We start from the raw sequence: 23769 nt of genomic DNA on the forward strand, positions 1-23769 counted from the left end.
TCCTCCTTTAGCGTTATTTTTCACTGGCTTCTTTTTCATAGATGGCTTTTTCCATCGCTTTCCAGGCGAGGGTTGCACATTTGATTCGAGCAGGAAATTTAGCCACACCGGCAAGTGCCTCTACATCTCCCTCGTCGTCGATCACTTCATGCGCATGTCCCTGTACCATTTCTGAAAACTGGTGGCTCATTTCAAGTGCTTCTTTTTCAGTATGACCAACAACACTTTGCGTCATCATCGAGGCACTGGCCATGGAGATCGAGCAGCCGTCTCCGGTAAAGCTTGCTGCTGTGATTTTGTCGCCGTCAATTTTCAGGTGAAGGTGGATCTGGTCGCCGCAGGTCGGGTTGTTAAGATCGATCGTTACACTGGAATCCGGCAGTTCACCTTTATTGCGCGGATTTTTATAATGATCCATAATCACCTGTCTATAAAGCTGATCTAATTTGCGACTTTTCATAAGCCAAAATACTCCTTCGTTAATTCGAGCCCTTGAATCAGAGCATCGATTTCTTCTTTTGTATTATATAGGTAGAAACTTGCGCGAGCAGTCGAGCTTACGTCAAGCCATTTCATTAATGGCTGGGCACAGTGATGGCCTGCCCGTATCGCAATTCCTTCCTCATCAAGGACTGTTGCCACATCGTGAGGATGGACACCTGTAAGATTAAATGTCACAAGTCCGCAGCGCTTGGCCGGATCAAGCGGACCATAAATTTCAAGTCCGGAAATCTGCTGCATTTTGTCGATCGCATAGCCGGCCAGCTCCATTTCATGCTGGTGAATATGGTCGATTCCGACTGCTTCCAGATAGTCGATTGCTGCCCCCATGGCAATCTGCCCGCCAATGATTGGGGTTCCCGGCTCAAATTTCCAAGGGAGTTCTTTCCAAGTGGAGTCATATAGTTCCACAAAGTCGATCATTTCTCCGCCAAATTCGGTCGGTTCCATATTTTCCAGCAGCTCGCGTTTTCCATATAAGGCACCCGTTCCGGTCGGGCCAAGCATCTTATGACCAGAAAAGGCATAGAAATCAGCATCCAAGTCCTGCACGTCTACTTTGAGATGCGGGACAGCCTGGGCACCGTCTACTACGATGACCGCCCCATGCTTATGCGCGATGCTTGCGATTTCCTTAATTGGCGTAATGCTACCGAGAACATTGGAAACATGGGCCAATGCGACAATTTTCGTTTTCTCTGTAATCACTTGTTCAGCCTGTTCGACTGTGATTGTCCCGTCTTTTTCCAAATCCAGATACTTCAGGACGGCCCCTTTTCTTTTGGCAAGCTGCTGCCAGGGGATCAGATTACTATGGTGCTCCAAATAGGAAATCACAATCTCGTCTCCTGCTGAAACATTCGCCTCCCCGTAGCTGTCCGCCACAAGATTCAAAGCTGTCGTCGTCCCCCGTGTGAAAATGATCTCACTTGTCACTCGGGCATTCAGAAATCGAGCCACTTTGGCACGTGCCGCCTCGTAGGCATCTGTCGCCCGTCCAGCCAGCGTATGCACACCGCGATGGACATTGGCATTGTCCAGCTCATAGTAATTGACTAAGGCATCAATCACCTGTTTGGGCGTTTGCGAGGTCGCCGCATTATCCAGATAGACGAGCGGCTGATCATTCACTTTTTGATCGAGAATTTTAAAATCGGACCGAATTTTTTGGATGTCTATCATTTTACCGCACTTTCCCTTCGATAACGTCTTTCAGCATGACTTTGACGCCTTCGATCGGCAATACGCGGACTACCGGATCGAGGAAGCCATGGATGATCAAACGTTCTGCTTCGTGCTTCGAGATGCCGCGGCTCATTAGGTAGAACATTTGAACCGGGTCGACACGGCCGACTGATGCGGCATGACCTGCCACAACATCATTTTCATCGATCAACAAGATCGGATTGGCATCTCCGCGGGCTTTCGGGCTGAGCATCAGAACGCGCGACTCTTGCTGAGCGTCTGATTTGGAAGCGCCGTGTTTGATATGGCCAATCCCGTTGAAAATCGTTGTCGCTTTGTCGCGCATGAGGCCGTGTGAAAGGATCGTCCCGATGGAGCCTTTTCCGTAATGTGTGACACGAGTGGTGACGTTTTGTGTCTGCTTGCCTCGGCCGACTGTGACCGTTTTGACATCGCCGCTTGAGCCGCTGCCAATTAGGTTGGTCGTATTTTCGTTGATGGTGTCGCCGTCATTCATCAGGCCCAGTGCCCACTCAATCCGGCTGTCACTGCCGATATGGCCGCGCCGGTTGACATAGCTGACGACATTTTCTGCCAAAGTATCCACTGCGCCGAAAGTAATCTTGGCATTGTTCAGGGCGATTACTTCCTCCACAATATTCGCAATTCCGCTTGCGTCTGCGTGCAGGGACACATAGTTTTCCACATAGGTGACCTGGCTGTTATCATCCGCTACAAGGAGCACATGATTGATTAGCGGTGAATCAGTTTGATTGCTGGCAAAAACGGCTTGGATGGGTTCTTCAATGACCACGTTTTTAGGCACATATAGAAAAACACCGCCATTTACAAGTGCCGCATGGAAAGCCGTCAGTTTGTGTTCATTTGCTTCAACGGCCGTCGTCATGAAATACTTTTCAAACAGCTCCGGGTATTCTTTCGCTGCTGTAAAAATATCCGTCAAGATGACGCCTTTTGCTTTCAGTTCTTCATTTAAAACGCATTTCGCTGGGCGTTGATCAATTTGGATATAGTAATTGGCTTGTTTATTTTCAAAATCAACAATCGCTTGGACTTTTTCCGGCAATGTTTCCTCTGTTACACCTGGCTGGAAGGCCTGATAGGTATCAAATTTGGTCAAATTCCACCGATTGATTTTTGTTTTATCCACAAAAGGCAAGTCGAGTTCACTTGCAAGTTTCCAAGATGCAAGACGGCGTTCGGTCAGTTCCTTAGGCTCGCCTGCATTTTCAGAAAAAGCGCGGATAAAATCATCTTGTACTATTGTATTTTCTGTCATGATTTTAACCTCACCTTTCTTAATTTTGGTCAACCGTTTCTTCTTCTTCGTCAAATTCGATGCCGAGCTCTTGTTTGATCCAGTCATAGCCTTCTGCTTCTAAGCGTTTCGCCAGTTCAGGGCCGCCTTCTTTGACCACTTTCCCTTGCATCATGACGTGGACAAAATCAGGGGTAATATAGTTGAGCAGGCGTTGATAGTGCGTGATGATCATGCAGCCAAAGCCTTCGCCGCGCATGGCATTTACCCCTTTAGAAACAACTTTCAGGGCATCGATGTCAAGACCGGAGTCGATTTCGTCTAAAATCGCAATTTTGGGCTCGATCATCAGCAGCTGCAAGATTTCATTCCGTTTTTTCTCCCCGCCGGAGAAGCCTTCGTTCAGGTAACGTTCTGCCATTTCTTCGTCCATTTCAAGCAGTTCCATTTTGTCATCCAGCATGCGAATGAATTTCATGAGTGGGATTTCCTGACCTTCTTCGCGTCTGCTGTTGATCGCTGCTCGGATAAATTCAGCATTGGTGACGCCGCTGATCTCACTTGGATACTGCATGGCAAGAAACAGGCCTGCCCGCGCTCTTTCATCTACTTCCATTTCAAGTACATCTTCCCCGTCAAGGGTGATGGTTCCTTGTGTGACTTCATATTTTGGATGCCCCATGATTGCAGCAGATAACGTCGATTTGCCCGTTCCGTTCGGTCCCATGATGGCATGAATCTCGCCAGTGGAAATTTCAAGGTTCACACCTTTTAAAATTTCTTTTCCTTCTATCTCAACATGTAAATCTTGAATCTTAAGTGTTGCCATTCAAAATACCCTCCCTCAGTTCATTTTCAGCATAAATCCAGTTTAGTATAATTCTAATTTAATTACAAATATAAGAAATGGACTGCTTTCATATCTATCCTTCATTCTACTATTAATAAGCGGATTTTTCCACCCTTGAATCATTATCATTTTTGTAAAGTTATTTGAGAAAAGCGGAGCCTAAAAAATAAAGAGCACCACGCGAAGCGGCACTCTTTTGTGTGTTCATTTTACTTTCATGAGCTGGGCGTTGATGGCCACGATGATCGTACTTAGTGACATCAGCACGGCACCGAGCGCTGGGGAAAGAATGAGCCCGATTGGTGCCAGAACTCCAGCTGCCAGTGGGATGGCCAGAATATTATAGCCGGCTGCCCACCACAGGTTCTGAATCATTTTCCGGTAGGTTTCTTTGGAGAGGCGAATTAGATAGAGCACATCTTTCGGGTTGCTTTTTGATAGGATGACATCGGCGGTTTCCATCGCAACATCTGTGCCGGCTCCAATGGCAACGCCTACTTTGGCAGTGGCAAGCGCTGGCGAATCATTGACACCATCGCCGACCATCATGACGGTTTCCTTTTGGTGCTGATATTTTTGGATCGTTTTCGCCTTATCTTGCGGCAGGAGTTCCGCCTCCACATAGTCGATTCCAAGGATGGCGCCTACTTTATCTGCTACTTGGCGGCTGTCACCTGTCAGCATCATCGCTTTTTTGTGCAGTTTGTGCAGGCCGTTGATGGTTTCTTTAGCCGTTTCGCGCACTTCATCTGCAATGGCCACATAGCCGATCAGCTGATTTTCTTTTAATAAGAAGGAAACGGTTTTTCCCTCACCGGCAAACTGGTCGGCTTTCGCCAGATCAAGGTTTGGCCAGTGCTGCCGCAAATAACGGGTATTCACAATTTTATATGTCGCACCGCCAACTTTTCCTTCTAGTCCGACGCCTGAAATGGCGGTCACTTGATCGGCATTCTGGAAAGTGAGCGCTCGACTTTTGGCTTCTTGGACGATGCTTATCGCAATTGGGTGGCTCATTTGATTTTCAAGAGCAGCAAAAATTTGGAGCAGCTCGTCTTCTGTGCCAGTTTCGACCACGATATCGGTCAACTTGAACTCGCCTTCTGTCAGCGTGCCGGTTTTGTCGAATGCAACCGTGTCGATCAAGCGGGCATCTTCAAGGGCCATGCGGCGGCGGATTAGAAGGCCGTTTTTTGCGGACAGGGAGGTTGATCTTGCTACGACCAGCGGAATGGCCAGGCCTAGTGCATGCGGACACGCGATGATCAGGACGGTGACCGCTCGATTGATGGCTTCCGACCAGTCGGCTGACAGCCAGAACCAGACGATAAATGTGATGATGCCTGCTGCCAAGGCCACGTAGAACAATAGTTTGGCGGCTTTATCGGATAACGTTTCGGTGCGTGATTTTTCCTTTTGGGCATCGCTCACCAGTTTGATCACCTGCGACAAGTAGCTGTCCTCTCCAGTAGCAGTTACTTCCACGCGGACCGCCTGATTCCCATTGATCGAGCCGGCAATCACGTCACTGCCAACCTCTTTGGCCACGGCTTTTGATTCTCCGGTTAACATGGCTTCGTTGACATGGGTGCTACCACGGACGATTCGACCATCCGCCGGCATTTTTTCGCCTTCTTTTACCAACACGATCTGGCCTTTTTGGATTTCCTGCAGGGGAACGTCTTTGATTTCATCTTGTTCGGTGACAAGGTGGGCATCCCCTGGCAGCAGCTCGGCCATTTTCTGCAAAGCATCTCCAGCCTTCATGACGGCGCGCATCTCAATCCAATGCCCGAGCAGCATAATGTCGATCAGCGTGGCTAGTTCCCAAAAATAATTCATCCCTGAGGAAAAGAACAGAATCGCCGTGCTGTAAAGATACGCGACCACGATGGCAAGCGAGATCAATGTCATCATCGCCGGATTTTTCGCTTTGACTTCTGTCATCATCCCCGTTAGAAACGGCCAGCCTCCATAGAAGAAAATAATGGTCGACAATAGAAACAACAGCCAGTCTGCACCGGGAAAACTTATTTCAATTCCTGTAAGCATGGTTGTCATGGAGGATAAGAAAAAAATGGGCAGCGTGAGAATCAGTGAGAGAAAGAAACGCTTTTTAAAGTCCCCATGATGATGCATCATTTGCCCGTCACCGGAATCATGATGCCCGCCATGGCCTGTCTTTTCATGATGTCTATCTGTTTGCTTGTGATGATCGTGCTGTTTCATGGGCGAGTGTTCCTTATGCCGTTGAACAGTTCCTGAATTTTGATTGTGGTTCATTTTTATTCACTCCTCATATACCCCCTATAGGTATTATATGAGAATTATACCACCTTTTATTTTTCGTAAACACCTTTTTGTCTTGAAATATTGAACTATTTGTCTTGATATGTTATTGTTATTCTAGTGTAACAAAAATGAAATATTTGATTAGACTTTTTATCTAAAAAAAGCCATCACTTATAAAGGAGAATTTTTATGAAGAAAGCAATGGCCCTTATTTCGCTTTTAGCATTGCTTTTAGTTACCATATCTGGTTGCAGTTCGCCAAAATCCGAATTTACCTCAGCCTTGCAGAAGGTTGCAGCAAACAAGCAATATACAGCAGATGTCACGATGAAAATAGATCATCTTTCTGATAATCTGGCTGAGCAGCTGAATGTGGACCCGATTGGTGATTTAACGAATGCTACTTTAGATTATTCCTTGTCCTACGACGGAGATGCGGGACGGTCGCTTGAAAAGATTGATTTTCTCTTTGGCAATCAGTATGACCTTCAATTTGAAACCTTGACTGACTTAGAAAACGGCCGAGTCTATGTACCGGTTAGCGTCATTTATGATACGGACAGCAGTTTGCAAAGTCTTTTCTCGGATCAAATTAATCAGGTGCTCGATACTGTGCTCTCAAACAACAAGGATTTGAAGGATAAGTATTTAGATTTCTACGAAGCTATGCAAAATATCACGAACAAAACGATCGACCAGGAGTCTGTCAAGATGCAGGCTAAATCAATGAATGAGCTTCAACAGCAAGTTGGGGTAGCCATTTATGACTTTTTAAATACGCTGGAGGATGATCGTTTCAAAACCAATAAAGACGGTCAGGTAACGATTGAGCTTACTAAACAAGATTTTACAGAACTAGCGAAGCAATTGACTCAGGAGTTAAATCAGAGTGACGCGATTGTTCATTTGATTGCTGATAATAATCAGACTTCTAAAAAAGAGGCTGAGAAAGAGTGGCAGACGATGAAGAAAAATCTGCTCGCTACATTTAAAACGATCGAAAATGACAACGATCAATCCTTGACGGCCAAGCTGATTATGAAACCGGACGCTAACAAAGGATTTTCTTCCTTAAAAATCAAGCTTGATTATCAAAATCGACAAACAAAAGAAAATATCGGCTTTACAACTGATATTACCATGCAGGACTTTCAAGAAATTCCTGCACTGCCGACCAATAGCCAAATTGTCACCAAAAAAGAACTGGATAAAGCCATTTCAGATGGTTTAAAGGTTTACTTGAGTGAATAATTCAATCAAAAAAGATGAGAACCAAAACAGCTCTAGTCAAAAAATGACTGGGCCGTTTTGGTTCTATTTAGTTTCCTGCATTTTTCAGTTCTGTTTCTACTACAAGGTTCATAATTTCGACAAATAAAAAAAGAATTTCATACTAATTTCATACTATTTTTTTTTGACAATCGCGCTATTATATTTTGGGAGGTGTCTTATGACCAAAAAAAATTACATGCTTTTTCTATTTTTCATCCTTTTATTTTTTGCACTTGTATCTCCTATATATACTTTTGCAGAGAATAAAATTGACTTAAATGCGAGCACGACTGACTCACCACAGTCAACAAGCGATATAGCTCCTTTTAATGATAATAGTCAAAAAAATACACAATACGCTAACGAACAAGAAACATCCGCCGATACATCTGATTCTATTTCTGACCAGAGCGATGCGGCACCAGCACCATCGTCCAACCTAAAAAGTTCTCAATCTAGTAAATATATTACTATGGCAGACAATTCTAAAATTGAATATGGCTTTTCTAGCAAAAATAGCCAGCCTTGTGCTTCTAAGCCGTATGTAGCCTACTATGATCCAAGTGGCAACCGAACTGATTTTGAATTTTTCCAAAATGGTGCTGCTAATTATACACAGATGCGGATTTATTCACATCAATATCAGGATCAGGTAATCGATCACGAAACAAACTTTGGAAGTGACACAATTGTTTCACATAATACAAATGAAGTGGATGCTCAAGGGAATCCTATCTACTCGATTACATGTAAAACAAAATTGGACCACTTAGGCTCCACATTGGCAGGGATCAGTTTTACTTTTGAAACAACACTCACTCCACGGACTGATGGACTTATTCATGTTTCAACAAATATCACAAATTCTACAATGGGAGCCATATACATGAATTATGTATCTTCCCAGAATACTGGTTTTATTTGGGCTTTTGATGCAAAAATTAATAACGTCAACTATCCGATTAAAGCTATTGGTAGTAATCGCGGGATGTATGTGGAAGATGGCGTCCATCAACTAAGTTTTTTGACAACTGATGTTGATAGTTGGTCTGCCGGTCAATCTTTTAATGGTGATACATATGATGAGATGGGCTATGTTGAAAAAAGCGGAATATTTAGTACTTTCAACCGAAGTCAAATGATTTCTAATCCAAGTGATGCTGTTCAAGGGAAGGAAATTGAAAATCTAAATACAGGTTCAGTCATTTATAATGGGGCTAACAGCGGTGTGTTTTTAGAATGGGATCAAATTCCTCTTCTGAGAAATGAGAGCCGCACGATTAATTTTGACCTTTATTTTGGCGCACTTGATCCACCTACAATTACACTTGACCAGAAGTCTACAATGACAATCAATCAAGGTGATTTACTAAAATTGTCAGGAACATGGACGGACCCTTCTTCATCTTCCTCAGCTAATTTCTACTATTCAATTGATGATGGGAAAGATATTGAGTTTTTAAATGATTACCCGGAAAACGAGTCCGTATGGGGAGAGTTCACAGTTCCTGAGAGCATTATCGACACTTTAAGTTACGGAAAACACACCATTAAAGTCCATTGCGTAAATACGTTAGGTATGGAGTCCAATGTGGTATCACTCGATTTTATTAAATCATCAGCGCCAACTGCTGATCCTGTTCCACAAACTGTCCCACTTGGAACGGATGTCAGTCAAATGACAGCGGCAAATTTTGTCACAAATTTATCAAGTGATGCAAAAGTGGTCGGTTTTGCTGCAGATGGTATTCCGTCCACACAGTTTATTACTGGCAGTACTCCGGTAAAAGCGAAAGTTGTCATTCAAAAAGAAGAATCTCAAGCAACAATCGAGGTGCCTGTCAATGTCACTTATGGGGATAGCTTAGCCATTCCATCTACAAAAAGTGGTACTGATGGTGCAGTTCTGACTTTGCATCATGGTGGCGTTCCTACAATTACAGCTACATATGGAAATAACCAGCAGAGCAGTTTAAAAGCTGGACCATTTACCATGAGCTATTACCATACAAATGACGCTGGCAACATCGCTTATAGTTCAGACGGTGCAAATGCATTTGTATACCAGGTTGCAGACGACAGCACTACTTCTGTCAGTTTCCAATCTAGCTACAAAGATAGCTCAGGAAGTGCTTATCCAAGTCAAACTGTTCGCTATGGTGACATTGTGGTTATAGAATCCAAAGCCGCAACTTTATATAATGATGATGATAGCCATCCAACAGTCCCAGCGCTTAAGGATAATAAAAGGGCTTTTAAAGTGACTGACACAGGATTTGTTCCTCTAGATGATCTGCCTCTTGGCGAATTAGTCATCAAACAAATCGACAGTTTGGATTTTGGTACACAGGTTATTCCGCAAAAATATACCCGGTTTGCCAATCAAGCTAGTTCACGCCAAGTCATCATTGATGATACCCGTGCCTGTGAAAAAAACTGGCGGCTAACTGTAGCTCAAACAGCAAAATTTAAATCAGATGCTGGAAATGAGCTGCAGCTGCCACTATATTATGTCCCAAATGGTAGTTCTAGCGGATCTAGTTTAACCATTGGCACTGCCCAGCAGATTTATTCATACAATTCCACAGATCCGGCTAGTCATGAGTGCCGTATTTCTTGGGATCAAAATCACGGCTTCTTCCTGCAAGCAAACGCGGGTGAAGCTCTCACAGATAAATATACAACAAATCTTGAATGGCAGATTATTACAGCCCCTTGATAAAAAGCTATGTAAAGTGACTTTGAACGGTCTCTTACATAGCTTTTTTATTCGTTAGAAATTAAAAATCCCGCAATAATCCTTGTTAAAAAGGTATTATTGCGGGATTTGATTTTATTTATCAACCGGAACGACTGCTCCGTCCCACTCTTCCAAGATCCAATCTTGAATCTCTTTGGAATGAAGAACTTCGACAAGTTTTTTCACGTTTTTGTCATCTTTATTCTTTTCCTGTGTGACGACAATATTGGCATATGGAGAATCTTTACTTTCAAGTGCAATCGCATCTTTGGTCGGATTCAAGCCTTGATCGACGACAAAGTTGGAATTGATTGCTACAGCATCGCCTTCTTCGTTGTTATAGGCGGTCATTAGATAGGCTGGGTCTAAATCATACTTGAATTTCAAGTTTTTTGGATTGTCTTTAATATCATCAAAAGTCGCTTCTTCTTTTTTAACGCCGTCTTTCAATGTGATCAAACCGGCATCTTCAAAAATGCCCAGAACGCGCGGCCAGTCAGATTGGCTGTTGGAAACAAGGATGGTTGCGCCGTCTTTCAGATCTTCCAAATTTTTGACTTTTTTGGAATAGATGCCCAGCGGCTCGATATGGATAGCCCCTACATCTGCAAAATCATAGCCTTTTTCCTTTTCTTCTAATTCAAGATAGGGTTTATGCTGGAAGTAGTTGGCATCTAGTTCCCCTTCATCTAAGGCTTTATTCGGCATCACATAGTCAGAATACTTGACGATTTTCAGGTCGATCCCTTCTTTTTTAAGGATCGGTTTCGCTTGTTCCAGAATTTGTGCATGCGGCGTGTTGGACGCCCCTACGACAAGTTGGTTATCCTTGGAACTGGAAGATTTTTCATCGGAAGATCCGCCTCCGCAAGCAACAAGCACTGCAGCCAGGCTGGTAATTAGAATTGCAGCAATCCATTTTTTCATTTTTATTACTCTCCTTTTTTAATTAACGTTTGTCGACGGCTTTTGTGATTAAGTCGCCAATAATTTGGAAGATAAAGACGATCACCAAAATAATGATGGTCGATACAAGTGTCACATCTGGTTGATTACGCTGGAAACCTTCGAGATAAGCGGCATTCCCCAAGCCGCCTGCCCCAATGACACCAGCCATGGCGGTAAAGCCGACCAGTGAGATGGCCGTTACGGTGATACCGGAAACGATTGCCGGTAGGGCTTCTGGAATCAGGACTTTCCATACGATTGAAAAGATGTTGGCTCCCATAGCACGAGCCGCTTCGATCACGCCTTTGTCCACTTCACGAAAAGCAATCTCGACCATGCGGGCATAGAATGGTGCTGCCGAAATGATCAGTGCTGGAAGTGCCGCTTTGGGGCCAATGATGGTGCCGACTAGGGTTTTGGTCATTGGTAGCAGCAGGACGATCAGGATGATGAACGGGATGGAGCGGAATATATTGACAAGAATGGCGGTAATCCAGTAAAGGACTTTGGCTCCTTTGCCGTCTTTGCGATTGGAAAGGAACAGCAGCAGACCGAGCAGAATCCCAAGAACAAAAACGGCCACTAGAGAAATCAGCGTCATATAGAGGGTTTCTTCTGTGTAGGTCCACATCATGTCCCAGTCGACATTTGGAAATAGTGTGCTCATCCTTCAATCACCTCCGTTTCAACTTGCAGTTCGCGAAGATGATTGATGGCATCTGTGATCTGCTGGTCGGTACCCTGGATTTGAATGTAAAGTGTTCCATAAGCACCGTTTTGTGTTTGTGTCAAGCTGCCGTGCAGAACATTTAACAGGACACCGTTTTTCTGGGCGACTTGTGAAATGATTGGCTGAGTGGCATTTTCACTCATGAAGAGTAGCTTGACAATTTTGCCGTCTTGGTAGTTTTTAAGTAGCAAATGAATCAATTCTTCTGTTTCATCGGATTCGGTGACCTGACGAACAAAGCGTTTGGTAATCTGGGCTTTTGGATGCTTGAAAACTTCAAGAACAGGCCCGAGCTCAACGACTTTCCCTGCTTCCATGACGGCCACCCGATTACAAATTTTACGAATGACGTGCATTTCATGTGTGATGACGATAATCGTTAAATGAAGCCGTTTGTTGATGTCGAGCAGTAGATCTAGCACTTCATCCGTTGTCTGCGGGTCTAGTGCAGATGTCGCTTCGTCACACAAGAGGACGGTTGGATCATTGGCAAGCGCCCGGGCAATTCCGACACGCTGCTTCTGGCCGCCGCTTAGTTCGGACGGGTAGGCATCTTCTTTACCCGACAGGCCGACCAGCCCAATCAGTTCATTCACCCGTTCTTTTCTTTGTGCCTTGGGAACGCCTGCAATCTCAAGTGGAAAGGCAATGTTTTCAAAAACCGTCCGCGACCATAGCAGATTAAAATGCTGAAAAATCATGCCGATTTTTTGGCGGGCTTTGCGAAGTTCTCTACCACGAATTTGGCTGATCGTACGCTCGCCAACCTTGACGACACCTTCTGACGGTAATTCAAGTCCATTGAACATTCGGATCAGGCTGCTTTTTCCCGCCCCTGAGTAACCGACTACGCCAAAAATTTCACCAGGCTCAATGGTCAGGCTGACATCATCAACCGCGCGTACTTTCTTTTTGCCAGATGTATAATCTTTGATGACATTTTGTAAAGTAATCATTGCTTCCTCACCTTTTTCTTTAAATTCTATCGGAAAAGCGAATAAAAAAAGCCTCTCTGCATCATGAGCAGAAAGGCACCACATTTAAGGATTCACTCTCTTCTCATCTTTCAGAACGATTCGTCCTGCATGATTTAGCACCTTAAGTATCCACTTAGGTTGCCGGGCTTCACTGGGCATGTTCCCTCAGCCACTCTTGATAAGAAATTTACTTTATAAGGATTTAGTATCCTGTTTTTTTATATTACATGGGCATCCGTATTTTGTCAACAAACAATTTTTCAGTTAGCAAAAGAAATCAGATGATACAGACCGCCAGTTTTGGCAGCAGAGGTACTTAATTCCATTATCTTCCAGGTTGGCTGACTTTCGTTATATCCATCTAGAAATTGAGGGCCGAGCAGATAAGTGATAAAGAAAAACAAGAGCACAGTCAAACAGGCAACCACAATCACAATCTTACTTTTTTTTGTCATTTTTCCCCCTCCTTGCATTTCTCTATGTTAACTTCTTAAAATAAATGCAGCAGAAAGAAAAGTTTAAGAAAAGTTAAAGATTGATCAGCGGTAATTTCACTGTAAAGGTTGTCCGTCTGTTTTTACTCTCTGCTGTTACCAAGCCGCCGTGTTTCTCTACAATAGATTTAGCAATGGCCAGTCCGAGCCCTGTTCCATTGGTTGTCCGATTCTTGTCAACTTTGTAGAAACGGTCAAATAAATGCGGTAAATCAAGCGCTGGAATCTCCTCACCATAATTGCTGACATCAATCACGGCCCACTCTCCGTCTCGCTGAGCAGTGATTTCTATCTGTCCGCCCTCTTCACCGTAACGAAGCGCATTGGAAAACAGATTTTCAAACAGTCGCATGATCTGATTCCCATCGCCGCTGACCATTAGATTATCTACCCGATAGTGCTCCATCACCTCTGTTCCCTTCTCCTGTGCCGAACGGTCGAATTCGGCCACCAACTGGCGAAGCAGCTCGATCATGTCCAGCTGATCATTCGCAAGCAGATATTCCGGGCTCTCAAGCCGCGTATAGGAAAATAGATCATCAATCAATTTATGCAAATGGTGGGCTTTATCGTAGACTAGGTCTGTATAATAACGCAATTCGATTTCATCGCGATAACGATCCTCGTGAATATAGCTCAAATAACCAAGAATGGATGTGAGCGGCGTCCGCAAATCATGCGACACATTTGTGATCAGATCATTTTTTGCTTGTTGCGCCTGTTGCTCCTGTGCCATAAGATTTTTCTGCCGTTCGCGCATTTTTTCAATATTCACTTCAAGTTCGCGGATCTCAGGGGCGAGACTTTCTGTATCGACGGGCTGATCATTATTAAGCGCCGAATTAATAACTCGCAGCTGCAGCTTTAAATTGTGCTGCCGCATGATCCGGTAGAAGAAATAGAAAATAAAGAGTGCGATCACAGCAAGAATCAGGTACTTTATCGCAATGAACAAGGGGGACTGCACGGTATTTTGATATTTACCATAACCGAACAAACTGAAAAATGCGTCACTTAGTCCGCTCAGAACCACAGAATTCGACATGATGTACATCATCCACAAATAAAACGTCTGAAGGGTGGCCACACTGAGCAGCCAAGAAACGATCGCAAAAAAGCCGATCTGCCATGGCTTCATGACATGGGTAACATTACTAATCCAGCGGTTAAACTTCAATTTTATAGCCCACTCCCCAAATGGTTTTGATCACATTCTCGCCGCCCATCGCCTCTCGTAATTTATCTCGCAAATTACTAATGTGGACCATGACTGTTTTGCTGGCACCAAATGCTTTTTCTTGCCAATTTTTTTCAAAAATATACTCCGAACTGAAAACACGACCGGGCTCACTTGCAAGCAGAAACAGAATATCGAATTCAGAGGTGGTCAGATGCAGCTCCTTCTGATTCACTGTTACAATATGCTGATCGCGATCCACCACAATCGGCCCAATCACAAGTGTGTCAGAGGTGGAGGCTTCGTTTGATTTCATCAATTGCAAGCGCCGCAAGATGGCTTTGACCCGCACGGATAATTCAAGCGGATTGAAAGGCTTGACCATATAGTCATCCGCGCCTGTCAAAAGCCCCATAATTTTATCATTATCCTCTGCTTTTGCACTTAGCATTAAAATAGGTGTATTGATACCGGCACTGCGCATTCTTTTACAAACTTCAAGTCCGTCCATTTCCGGCATCATAATATCTAAAATAACCAGTGAGAGATCTTGTTCTTGGGCGATTTCCCATGCTTTGGCGCCGTCATGTGCCTGAAAAATCTCATAGCCTTCATTTTGAAGATAGAGTTTAACTAAATCGACAATTTCTTTATCGTCATCCGCGATTAAAATAGAGGTCATTTCACCGTGTTCCTTTCCAACGTGTTTTTATTTATTGTACCACTCCACAAAACAAAAAAGAAATCCGTTTCCAGACTTCTTTAAAATAAATTAAACATTCCTTAGATAAACCCGTTCTTCTTCCGGCTCAAGATGGATTAGGACCTGTGCTTTCGAATAATAGCGGCTGATCTCGCCTTCAATTTCATCACAAAGATGATGCCCTTTTTCAATCGTCAGCTCAGACGGAACCACCAGATGGAAGTCAATGTATTCTTCTGCTCCGGCACGTCTAGTGCGGAAATCATGAAATTCGATAAACTCTTCTTTATGCGCCAAAATAATTCGCTTGATTTCTTCTTCTTCTTTACGTGAAAGTCGTTTATCCATTAGTGGTGGGAACGATTCTTTGAGCAGCTTCCAAGCTTCAAACATAATATAAATGGCCGTCATGATGGCAATCGTAGGATCCAGCCAAAGCCAGCCGGTTAAATGAACAAGTAGCAAGCTGGCGGCAATGCCGAGCGATGTAAAAACATCTGTAAACAAGTGCAGAGCATTGGATTTCATCGCAACCGAATTGGCCTTTTCCGCTGCTCGATTGATAATCCGTGAAATAATGACATTGACGAGTGCACCAAACAGCATCACGGCAATCCCCAGCGCAGGAAACTTAATTTCATGCGGATGAGTAAATTTATTGATTGATTCAATAATGATCCAGATTCCCGCCACAAAAATCAGCAGCGTCTCGATCGTTCCAGCAATATTTTCTGCCTTCCCATGTCCATACGGGTGGTCTTCATCTGCCGGCCGTTCGGCAATCCGAATGGAGAAAAAAGTAATGACCGACGCAAAAAAATCCATCGATGAATGGATCCCTTCTGAAATAACTGCTACTGACCCTGTTAAAAATCCAACCACCAGTTTTAAAATAACAATACAAAAATTGCTGATAACTGAAAGAATGGTGAGATTTGTGTGATTCATTTTGATAGCCCCCGTTTGAATGCTTTATGATGCTAATATGTATAAGAAATTTAACGCCTGAACTATCTTATCATATCAACGTTATATGAGTCTACAGCAACCTTTTTAGCAATATGCAGGTCTATATCGGGGGTGAAAAAGTTTTTCCCTACACCAAATTTTTCTTTTCTAATCAGCCGTGACAAATTCAAAAATACTAGTAACATTATTTAATTCATAGCTGATTTTTTGCAGCTGCCCATTTTGGTATTTGAGCAAGGCTGGGACTGAACGAATATGATGCTGTTCGGCCACATCTGGAAAAAAGTTCAGATCTGCCTTCGCGAAATGGCGTTCTGGCTGAGCCGCTTCGACGAATTCAATCAACTGCCCGGCAAGCTGACAAACGCCGCAAGTCGGTGTGTAGAAATAGAGAATAAAATCCCGCCGCTCGGCAAGCTGCTGTTCAAATTGCGTTTTTTGCCAAATTTCCATTCTTCATCGCTCCTTTTGATAAAGTCTGCTCACGGGAAGCTGTCACTGATTCCGTCGAAGCACCCATAAAAAAATCGACCGCACGCAAGCAGCCGATCTTGAAAATTTTCTTTTAGTCGATTACTTTTTGATAATCATCTGCTGAAAGAAGCGCTTCAACTTGCGCACTGTCCACTTCCTCCACTTTTAAAAGCCAACCCTTGTCATACGGATTGCTGTTTAATAGTTCCGGTGCATCTTCCAATTCGGCATTGATTTCGACGACTTTCCCCGTAATCGGTGCATAAAAGTCAGAAACGGTTTTAACCGATTCGATTGAGCCGATGGAATCCCCCTGTTCAATCGTATCCCCCACCTCTGGCAGTTCAACAAATACGATATCGCCTAGCTGATCCTGCGCAAAATCTGTGATTCCGATTAGGTATGTACCGCCCTCTTCTTTTACCCACTCATGTTCTTCCGTATACACAAATTCTTTTGGTAAACTCATCCTTATTTCCTCCTTTTTACGCTTTTTATGTCAAACAAATGATGTCTTATTTCCAGTTTGCTTCAAATTCACTTTCTTTAAAACCAAGTGTCACCTTGCTGCCATCTGTTGTCAGCGGGCGCTTAATCAGCATGCCGTCCGATGCAAGAAGTGTAAAAGCCTCATCTTCCGTCATTTGATCGACTTTATCTTTCAAGCCCAGTTCACGATACTTGATGCCGCTTGTATTGAAAAAACGACGAATCGGCAGACCGCTACTTTTCCAGAAAGCTTTTAATTCATCTGCAGTAGGCGTTTCTTGAATCAAATCAATTTTATTCACTTCCACATTGTTTTCTTTCAACCATGCATCTGCTCGCTTGCAGGTTGTGCATTTTGGATACCAGTAAAAGTTAATCATTTTGTTGCTCCCTTCAGCATGAATTCTACTTCTATCATAGTAGATTTTGCGAGAAAGTACAATTGGAAGCACTTTAAAATGGGGGAAATCAGCATGTATTTTAAAGTGGCTGAAATACGGCTCATTTTACTCCCCCGACAGCAAAAAACACAGACCAGTTTTCACCAGTCTGTGCCCGATTTTATTATTCCGCAAATTCCTGTTCTTTGATTGTAAACATCGACTTCTGGTAGTTGAAACGGATGCCCAGCACCAGCCCGACAGCCATCATATTCCCGAGAAGCGCACTCCCCCCGTAGCTGATAAACGGAAGTGGAATACCTGTGATTGGTAGCAGTCCGATATTCATGCCGACATTTTCAAGCACGTGGAACATGATCATCATTACGACACCCGTACAGATATACGAGTAGAAGGGAATTTTGACATCCAGTGCTACACGGATAATTTGATAGATGAGTAAGAAATAAAGAATGAGCAGCAAGCTTGCCCCAACAAAACCAAAGTTACCGCCAATAACGGTAAAAATAAAGTCATTGTGGTTTTCTGGAATGGCGATCGCATTGTAGCCAGCACCATTTCCTGTCACTTGCCCGGAACCAATCGCAGTCATGGCGCGGAGAACTTGATAGCCGCCACCCTGCGGATCTGACTCGGGATTGATCCAGGTCGTAATCCGGTCAAATTGATAGGATTTGAAGCCCAGTTTCAGTAGCCAGTCCTGATGATAGATAACCATCCAGATGGCTGTGACACCAATTGCTGCAATCGATGTATAAAGCGGAACGATAATTTTCCATGTGATTCCAGAAATCAGAATCATGCCGGCTGTCACTGCAATGAAAACCAGTGTCGTCCCCAAATCGGGTTGCAGCATGATCAGAATCATTGGTGGAATCATGACGCCGATAATTTTACCCAGCAAGACGAAATCTCGACCGACTGTATGAAGCTGATACCTTTTATTGTGTTCCATGATGACTTTTGCTAAAACGATGATCATGATGACTTTCACGATCTCAGATGGCTGAAGGCTTCCTAGAAACGGAATCTCAATCCAGCTCTTGGCACCTTTGATCTCTGTTCCGAAAAGCAATACAAAGATGAGCATGGCAATCCCTAATGCATAAAAATAATAGGCCCATTTAGTCAACTTTTCATAGTCGAACTGCATGACGACAACAATGGCAAATGAGCTGATGACCCACCAAATTGCCTGTTTGATGACAAAATTGGCGTCATATTGCTCATTGGTCAGTTGGGCGCTGTAAATTGATATAAGACTGATGATACATAGAAGCATGAGAGACAATATGATTCCATAGTCAATCCGTCCTGCTAATTTATTCTGCTGGTTCATTTTATAATACGCTCCTTACTGATTGGCCTAACAACACGGTTTCTCTCTCTCCGTGACACCTTGTTCGTTCCTCCAAGCAGCTAAGCAAAAAACCAAGGCCTCTCACTCTGCCCTGTCTTTTTACCACTTACTTTTTGCGCATTTTGCCAAAAAGCGCATTTTCCCCTGTAGCTGTTTAAGTAGAGGCGGCTGTTCCCACTTCAATTCCGTGGGTTCAGTCAAAAATAATCTGACTTCGTTTATAAAACATTTTTCGCCTTGTACCATTATAATAAAGTTTTCGCTCGATAGGAAGCTTTTTCACTAAATTCTAATCTAAATTATCAAATCGAGTCGATGCTACTGGTTCGATCCGAAGCTTGCCGCCGATTTCTGCCAGTTCTGCCCGGATATGAAAAATATCTTTCAAAAGCGCCTCAGTAAAAACTTCATGTGGCGTGCCTGATTGAACAAGTCGTCCATCTGCACAGGTCACAATGTGGTCACTATAGCGGGCCGCCTGATTTAAATCATGCAGTACGAGCAGTATGGTCAGTCCATATTCGCCATTCAGTTTTTTCAAAAGTTCGAGCAGTTCAAGCTGATGCGCGATATCCAAATAAGTCGTCGGTTCATCAAGCAGCAAAATCGGCGTTTTTTGTGCAAGAGCCATGGCAAGCCAAGCGCGTTGCCGTTCCCCGCCGGATAAGGTATGAAGCGGCCGGTAAGCGAGTTCTGTCAGATTGGTTACACGAAGCGCCCAATCGATCACGGATTCGTCCTCTTCGCCAATCCGGTCGAGCCATTTCTTGTGAGGCAGTCGACCATAGGCCACTAGGTCGCGTGTCATCACGTCTAGCATGCCATCTGGGCTTTGTGAAAGCATCGTCATCTCTTGCGCCAGTTCTTTAGGGGAATAATCCGCAAGCGGGCGACTTTTCAAGCGTATCTCGCCTTGGTCCGGTTTCAAAAGTCGCATAATCAGCCGCAGCAGTGTGGACTTTCCGGAGCCGTTTGGGCCGATCAGCGTGGTGATTTTTCCTTCCGGGATTATCAGGTTGATATTTTCTAATGTAAAATCTTTTTTTCTGGAAAAATGAACATTTTGCAGTTCGATGAGTGGCTTCATGATGTGACCCTCCCTCGTTGAAGCAAGAATAAGAAGAACGGTGCACCGATCATTGCAAGCAGGATTCCGACTGGCAACTCGATCGAGCCGAACCAGCTTCTGGCACCCGTATCGGCAAATGCGACGAGAAGCGCTCCGCCAAGTGCGGACATTGGCAGCAGATAGCGGTAATCATTGCCGATGATCAGGCGGAAAATATGCGGCACGATCAGGCCGACAAAGCCGATGAGTCCGGCCACGCTGACCGCAATTCCGCTCAAAAAGGCCGCCAGCATGATAATAAAGAAGCGGTGCAGCTCGACTCGGTAGCCAAGCAGTTTAGCCGCATCATCTCCTAGTAGCAGCACATTGGATGAACGGATGGCAAAAATACTCAGAATAAAGCCGACGAGCATATAAGGCCAGATCAAATTCAAGTGATACCAGCTTTTTCCGGAAAGTGTGCCGGTCATCCACGAAATCACGCTTTGAACCCGGTTGCTGTACAGCACCATGATGCCAGATGTCATCGCGGTGATAAAAGCATTGATCGCCACGCCTGATAAAATGACGCGGAGTGGGGAGACGCCTTTATCCCAAGCCACCAGATAGATGAGCAGTGCCGTTCCAAATGCCCCAAGGAAAGCCCCAATCGGCACGTAGCTGGCCATTTCTGGAAAGACGATCGTGAGGACGATGGCCACGAAGCCGCCGCCTGCCGAAACGCCGATAACGCCGGGATCAGCAAGCGGATTGCGCATCACGCCTTGAAGCAGGGCACCGCTTATCGCAAGGGCTGCCCCAACCAAAAAGGCAATCAATAAACGTGGCAGTCTCAGATTTAATACAAGCTGGTCACTCATAGCATTCCCATGACCGGTGAGCGTTTGCCAGACTTCCTGATAGCTGATGTGGACGGAGCCAGTCGTGAGGCCGTAGAAAAAGACGACAACGAGTAGCAAGAGAACAATGATCAATGTGGCGAGGCGTCTTTTGGAACGCGGGTCATGACGCTTCATCCGTTGTCCACCTGGTTGATCTGGTCGGCCATGTAGGTCAGCGCCTCATCAATTCTGACACCGGGATTGGTTCCGAACAATTCGGCTGGCAGGACGACAATGCGGTCATTTTTGACGGCGGTCGTTGAATTCCAAGCGTCATTTTGCTTCATTTCTTTGCGCAGGGCTGCTTCGGTTTCCTTTTCGTCACCGCCATGGATCATCAGAAAAATGATTTCCGGGTCGGCTTGGACGATTTTTTCGATATTCAGGGCCGCATACTGAGGAAAGTTCTCCACACCTTTGAAATCTGCCGCAATATTGACACCGCCTGCTTTTTCTAAAATGTCACCGCTAAGTGAGGTGGGCAGGGCCGCGTAGTTGCTTCCGGGCGCGCCAAGGATTAACAGGGAGCGGACTTTTTTATCCTTTTGCTGGCTCGCGATCTGCTGCTCCTTGGCTGTGATTGAATCGGTCAATTCTGTGGCGGCCGTTTGTTTGCCGAGTAGCTCGCCTAGTGTGGCAACCTGCTTTTTGATGTCATCGATGGAGTTGGCACCTGTTAGGACGACCTGTGTGCCGATTCCTTCCAGTGCCGGGACGTCCTTCTGATTTTGTTCGGAGCTAGCCACAACAACATCCGGCGTGACAGAAGCGATTTTTTCAAGATTGAGATCATGCGTATTGCCGACTTCTGTGGCCGATTCCGCTTCTTTTGGATCAACACCGCTTGCATCCTGCGTTTGCCGACCCACGACTGTGCCGCCGAGCGCATAGATAATGTTCATATCTGAATTTGTCAACGCAACGATTCGCTTCGGTTGTTCTTTAAACGAAACCTCCCGCCCGGCCATATCCGTAAGCGTCAAGGCTGCTTTTTCGGAAGTCGCCTGTGGGTCTGCTTTTTTATTGGAACTGCTATCCGCTTCATTTGAATTCGATCCGCAGGCAGTTAGGAAAATTAAAATAAATGCTGTAAGTAAGCCAAGATATCCCTTTTTCATGATTTCCTCCCTATTTTGTGTTAATTTCATTGTACTAAATTCCTTTTTGATATTCAAAATATGCAGTTTCTAATTGAGAATAATTTTCACTCACTTCTAACAGACATTTTAGCAGATTCCGCTTTATAATAGAAGAAGAGATTTCATGAAAGGGGCATTCGATGTTTGATATTCTGATTCCACTCATTCTGTTTGTACTAGGGCTGATTTTTTATTTAAATCCACCAAAGGATCGTGCAGGGACCTTTTCCTACCGCACGAAAAATAGCTTGCGCAGTCCGGAGGCTTTTCGGGAAGCACATCTATTTTTAGGAAAAGCTTGGCTATTCAGCAGTGGGGTCTTGTTTCTTATATATGTAGGACTGCTTTTTTTACCCCTTGCTTTTTTGATTCGCAGCAGTATATTTTTTCTGTTTTCGCTCATTGTCATTTTCGGGTCGGTGATTTTGACGGAGCGACATTTGGAAAGATGGCAAAAATAAGGCTGATTTTTTATCCGCCCCCAAAATCTTATTCTTTTCTAAAACTCTTTCTGCTATCCTAGAGAAAAAGCGTGGTGATAAAATGAATTTTTTGACCGGACTCATGGATTTTACGTGGAAACAGATGAAATGCTGCCTTTTTCCAGTGATTATTTTTTGTGCGCTGGCGGTGACAAAGCTGTTCCCGCTCTCGTTCATTTCTCGATATGATCTGCTTTTGATCATCTGCCTGCTTGCTCAGATCCTGCTGATTCGTTTTGGATTTGAAACGCTGGATGAACTCAAGGTGATCATGCTGTTTCATATTATCGGGCTTGGACTGGAAATATACAAAGTGCAGATGGGGTCTTGGAGCTATCCTGAGCCCGGCTTTTCAAAACTGCTTGGTGTTCCGCTCTACAGCGGGTTTATGTATGCCAGTGTGGCCAGTTACATTTGTCGTGCCTTTAAAGAATTTCACTTGCGGCTTGAAAATTGGCCGAACAGCTTTCTGGCGGTCGGGATTTGCGGCCTTATTTATGCGAACTTTTTCACGCATCATTTTCTGCCGGATTTCCGCTATTTACTGATCATTCTCGTGCTCATCCTCTTTGCGCGGACGAGTGTCTACTTTACAGTTTCACGAAAAGAATTGAAAATGCCGCTCTCTGTGTCGTTTCTACTGATTGCCTTTTTCATCTACCTTGCTGAAAATATCGCCAGCTTTTTCGGCGCGTGGAGCTATCCAGATCAGCTTGCTGCTTGGCGTCCTGTACATATCGGTAAAATTACCAGCTGGTTTCTCTTAATTATTATCAGCATCATCATCGTGGCACAGTTGAAAAAAATCAAAGCCGCAGGGATTTTCTCTTCCACAAAAAGAAGAAATTTCTTCCCGCTAAAAACAAAAAACCAGAAAATCAGCTGATGAGGCGCGTGACTTGCAAGCGGCCAATCGTGATTTCTGGTTTTTGATTATTTTTTTGCTAAATGAAGCAGCGGATACGGCCGGCCTTCTCCGTCGAGCGGGCTTTCTCCAACGATTTGAAAACCGTTTTTCAGGTAAAATTGCAGGGCAGCCTGATTGGCCTTGTTGACATCTGTCGTTTCCAGATTATCCCTCTCTGTCAGCCGTTTCAGAATTTTGCTTCCGAAGCCCTGTCCACGTTTTTCCGTCTTGAGAAACAGCATTTCCAGCTGCCGATCTTGCATGCCGGAAAAGCCGACAAGCTCGCCTTCATCGCTGTACCATAATGCCACCTTTAGATGCGGCAGATAGTGAGGAATCTCCTTTTCAATTTCTGCCAAATCCTCTCGCCGGACAAAATCATGTGTGTGGTTGACGGAAGCCCGCCAAATCGCCAGAATGACCGGATAGTCTTTCGGCTGGGCAATCACT

General features: G+C 44.4%; 24 protein-coding genes and 1 riboswitch. Of the genes, 4 read left to right on the plus strand and 20 right to left on the minus strand.

The window, feature by feature from the left end; all coding sequences use genetic code 11:
- Window positions 1-13 precede the first annotated feature (13 nt).
- From sufU to CS921_RS10930, 5 genes are all read right to left on the minus strand, one after another.
- Window positions 14-460, minus strand: coding sequence for a Fe-S cluster assembly sulfur transfer protein SufU (gene sufU, locus CS921_RS10910; protein ID WP_099223837.1), 447 nt, complete (start codon window positions 458-460; stop codon window positions 14-16).
- Entirely contained in the window at window positions 457-1683 is a 1227-nt protein-coding gene (locus CS921_RS10915; RefSeq protein ID WP_099223839.1) for a cysteine desulfurase, read from the minus strand. Before CS921_RS10915 ends, sufU begins: the two co-directional genes overlap by 4 nt.
- Window position 1684: 1 nt before the next feature.
- A complete protein-coding gene (gene sufD / locus CS921_RS10920; RefSeq protein ID WP_099223934.1) occupies window positions 1685-2986 on the minus strand; it encodes a Fe-S cluster assembly protein SufD in 1302 nt (433 codons plus the stop codon).
- A gap of 19 nt (window positions 2987-3005) precedes the next feature.
- Complete coding sequence (gene sufC / locus CS921_RS10925; RefSeq protein ID WP_099223841.1) at window positions 3006-3794, minus strand: Fe-S cluster assembly ATPase SufC; 789 nt, start codon at window positions 3792-3794, stop codon at window positions 3006-3008.
- Window positions 3795-4019: 225 nt separating this feature from the next.
- The gene (locus tag CS921_RS10930) at window positions 4020-6098 is read right to left on the minus strand and encodes a copper-translocating P-type ATPase (RefSeq protein ID WP_240422342.1); all 2079 of its coding nucleotides are present in this window, start codon (window positions 6096-6098) and stop codon (window positions 4020-4022) included.
- Window positions 6099-6296: 198 nt separating this feature from the next.
- On the opposite strand from CS921_RS10930, the gene CS921_RS10935 reads away from it, so the two are divergent.
- On the plus strand, window positions 6297-7358 hold the full coding sequence (locus CS921_RS10935) for an Lmo2079 family surface lipoprotein (RefSeq protein ID WP_099223843.1): 1062 nt from the start codon (window positions 6297-6299) through the stop codon (window positions 7356-7358).
- A gap of 199 nt (window positions 7359-7557) precedes the next feature.
- The gene (locus tag CS921_RS10940) at window positions 7558-10098 is read left to right on the plus strand and encodes a WxL domain-containing protein (RefSeq protein ID WP_099223845.1); all 2541 of its coding nucleotides are present in this window, start codon (window positions 7558-7560) and stop codon (window positions 10096-10098) included.
- A 114-nt stretch (window positions 10099-10212) separates the two neighbouring features.
- Here the strand turns inward: CS921_RS10940 and CS921_RS10945 are convergent, their stop codons facing one another.
- From CS921_RS10945 to CS921_RS11010, 14 genes are all read right to left on the minus strand, one after another.
- The gene (locus CS921_RS10945; RefSeq protein WP_099223847.1) at window positions 10213-11046 is read right to left on the minus strand and encodes a MetQ/NlpA family ABC transporter substrate-binding protein; all 834 of its coding nucleotides are present in this window, start codon (window positions 11044-11046) and stop codon (window positions 10213-10215) included.
- A gap of 22 nt (window positions 11047-11068) precedes the next feature.
- Entirely contained in the window at window positions 11069-11734 is a 666-nt protein-coding gene (locus CS921_RS10950; RefSeq protein ID WP_099223849.1) for a methionine ABC transporter permease, read from the minus strand.
- Window positions 11731-12753: a methionine ABC transporter ATP-binding protein gene (locus tag CS921_RS10955; RefSeq protein ID WP_099223938.1), complete on the minus strand. Its 1023-nt coding sequence runs from the start codon at window positions 12751-12753 to the stop codon at window positions 11731-11733. The genes CS921_RS10950 and CS921_RS10955 overlap by 4 nt, the downstream gene beginning before the upstream one ends.
- A 100-nt stretch (window positions 12754-12853) precedes the next feature.
- Window positions 12854-12959: riboswitch (SAM riboswitch) on the minus strand.
- Between the two features lie 75 nt (window positions 12960-13034).
- Window positions 13035-13229, minus strand: a complete 195-nt coding sequence (locus CS921_RS10960) for a hypothetical protein (RefSeq protein WP_099223851.1) — start codon at window positions 13227-13229, stop codon at window positions 13035-13037.
- 73 nt (window positions 13230-13302) lie between these two features.
- On the minus strand, window positions 13303-14451 hold the full coding sequence (locus CS921_RS10965) for a sensor histidine kinase (protein WP_420843754.1): 1149 nt from the start codon (window positions 14449-14451) through the stop codon (window positions 13303-13305).
- Window positions 14435-15127 carry a response regulator transcription factor gene (locus CS921_RS10970; protein ID WP_099223853.1) on the minus strand — a complete coding sequence of 231 codons (693 nt, stop codon included), beginning with the start codon at window positions 15125-15127 and terminating at the stop codon, window positions 14435-14437. Before CS921_RS10970 ends, CS921_RS10965 begins: the two co-directional genes overlap by 17 nt.
- Before the next feature lie 90 nt (window positions 15128-15217).
- Window positions 15218-16096, minus strand: a complete 879-nt coding sequence (locus CS921_RS10975; RefSeq protein ID WP_099223855.1) for a cation diffusion facilitator family transporter — start codon at window positions 16094-16096, stop codon at window positions 15218-15220.
- A 168-nt stretch (window positions 16097-16264) separates the two neighbouring features.
- Window positions 16265-16570 (minus strand): thioredoxin family protein, encoded by a 306-nt coding sequence (locus CS921_RS10980; RefSeq protein WP_099223857.1) that lies wholly within the window; start codon window positions 16568-16570, stop codon window positions 16265-16267.
- Window positions 16571-16682: 112 nt separating this feature from the next.
- A complete protein-coding gene (gene gcvH / locus CS921_RS10985; RefSeq protein ID WP_099223859.1) occupies window positions 16683-17060 on the minus strand; it encodes a glycine cleavage system protein GcvH in 378 nt (125 codons plus the stop codon).
- 46 nt (window positions 17061-17106) lie between these two features.
- Window positions 17107-17460, minus strand: coding sequence for an arsenate reductase family protein (locus tag CS921_RS10990; protein WP_099223861.1), 354 nt, complete (start codon window positions 17458-17460; stop codon window positions 17107-17109).
- 184 nt (window positions 17461-17644) lie between these two features.
- The gene (rodA, locus tag CS921_RS10995; RefSeq protein ID WP_099223863.1) at window positions 17645-18820 is read right to left on the minus strand and encodes a rod shape-determining protein RodA; all 1176 of its coding nucleotides are present in this window, start codon (window positions 18818-18820) and stop codon (window positions 17645-17647) included.
- A gap of 310 nt (window positions 18821-19130) precedes the next feature.
- Window positions 19131-19928 carry an ABC transporter ATP-binding protein gene (locus CS921_RS11000; RefSeq protein ID WP_099223865.1) on the minus strand — a complete coding sequence of 266 codons (798 nt, stop codon included), beginning with the start codon at window positions 19926-19928 and terminating at the stop codon, window positions 19131-19133.
- Entirely contained in the window at window positions 19925-20926 is a 1002-nt protein-coding gene (locus tag CS921_RS11005; protein WP_099223867.1) for a FecCD family ABC transporter permease, read from the minus strand. The genes CS921_RS11000 and CS921_RS11005 overlap by 4 nt, the downstream gene beginning before the upstream one ends.
- Entirely contained in the window at window positions 20923-21912 is a 990-nt protein-coding gene (locus tag CS921_RS11010; protein WP_420843755.1) for an ABC transporter substrate-binding protein, read from the minus strand. Before CS921_RS11010 ends, CS921_RS11005 begins: the two co-directional genes overlap by 4 nt.
- Window positions 21913-22070: 158 nt before the next feature.
- Between CS921_RS11010 and CS921_RS11015 the strand changes: the two genes are divergently transcribed.
- Together CS921_RS11015 and CS921_RS11020 are read left to right on the plus strand one after the other, a co-directional pair.
- Entirely contained in the window at window positions 22071-22391 is a 321-nt protein-coding gene (locus CS921_RS11015; protein ID WP_099223870.1) for an SdpI family protein, read from the plus strand.
- Window positions 22392-22473: 82 nt separating this feature from the next.
- Window positions 22474-23298, plus strand: a complete 825-nt coding sequence (locus CS921_RS11020; protein WP_099223871.1) for a DUF817 domain-containing protein — start codon at window positions 22474-22476, stop codon at window positions 23296-23298.
- Between the two features lie 47 nt (window positions 23299-23345).
- Here the strand turns inward: CS921_RS11020 and CS921_RS11025 are convergent, their stop codons facing one another.
- On the minus strand, window positions 23346-23768 hold the full coding sequence (locus tag CS921_RS11025) for a GNAT family N-acetyltransferase (protein WP_240422344.1): 423 nt from the start codon (window positions 23766-23768) through the stop codon (window positions 23346-23348).
- Between the last annotated feature and the right edge of the window lies 1 nt (window position 23769).

The organism is Listeria costaricensis (assembly GCF_900183385.1).
In the GTDB taxonomy this organism is placed as follows: Bacteria; Bacillota; Bacilli; order Lactobacillales; family Listeriaceae; genus Listeria; species Listeria costaricensis.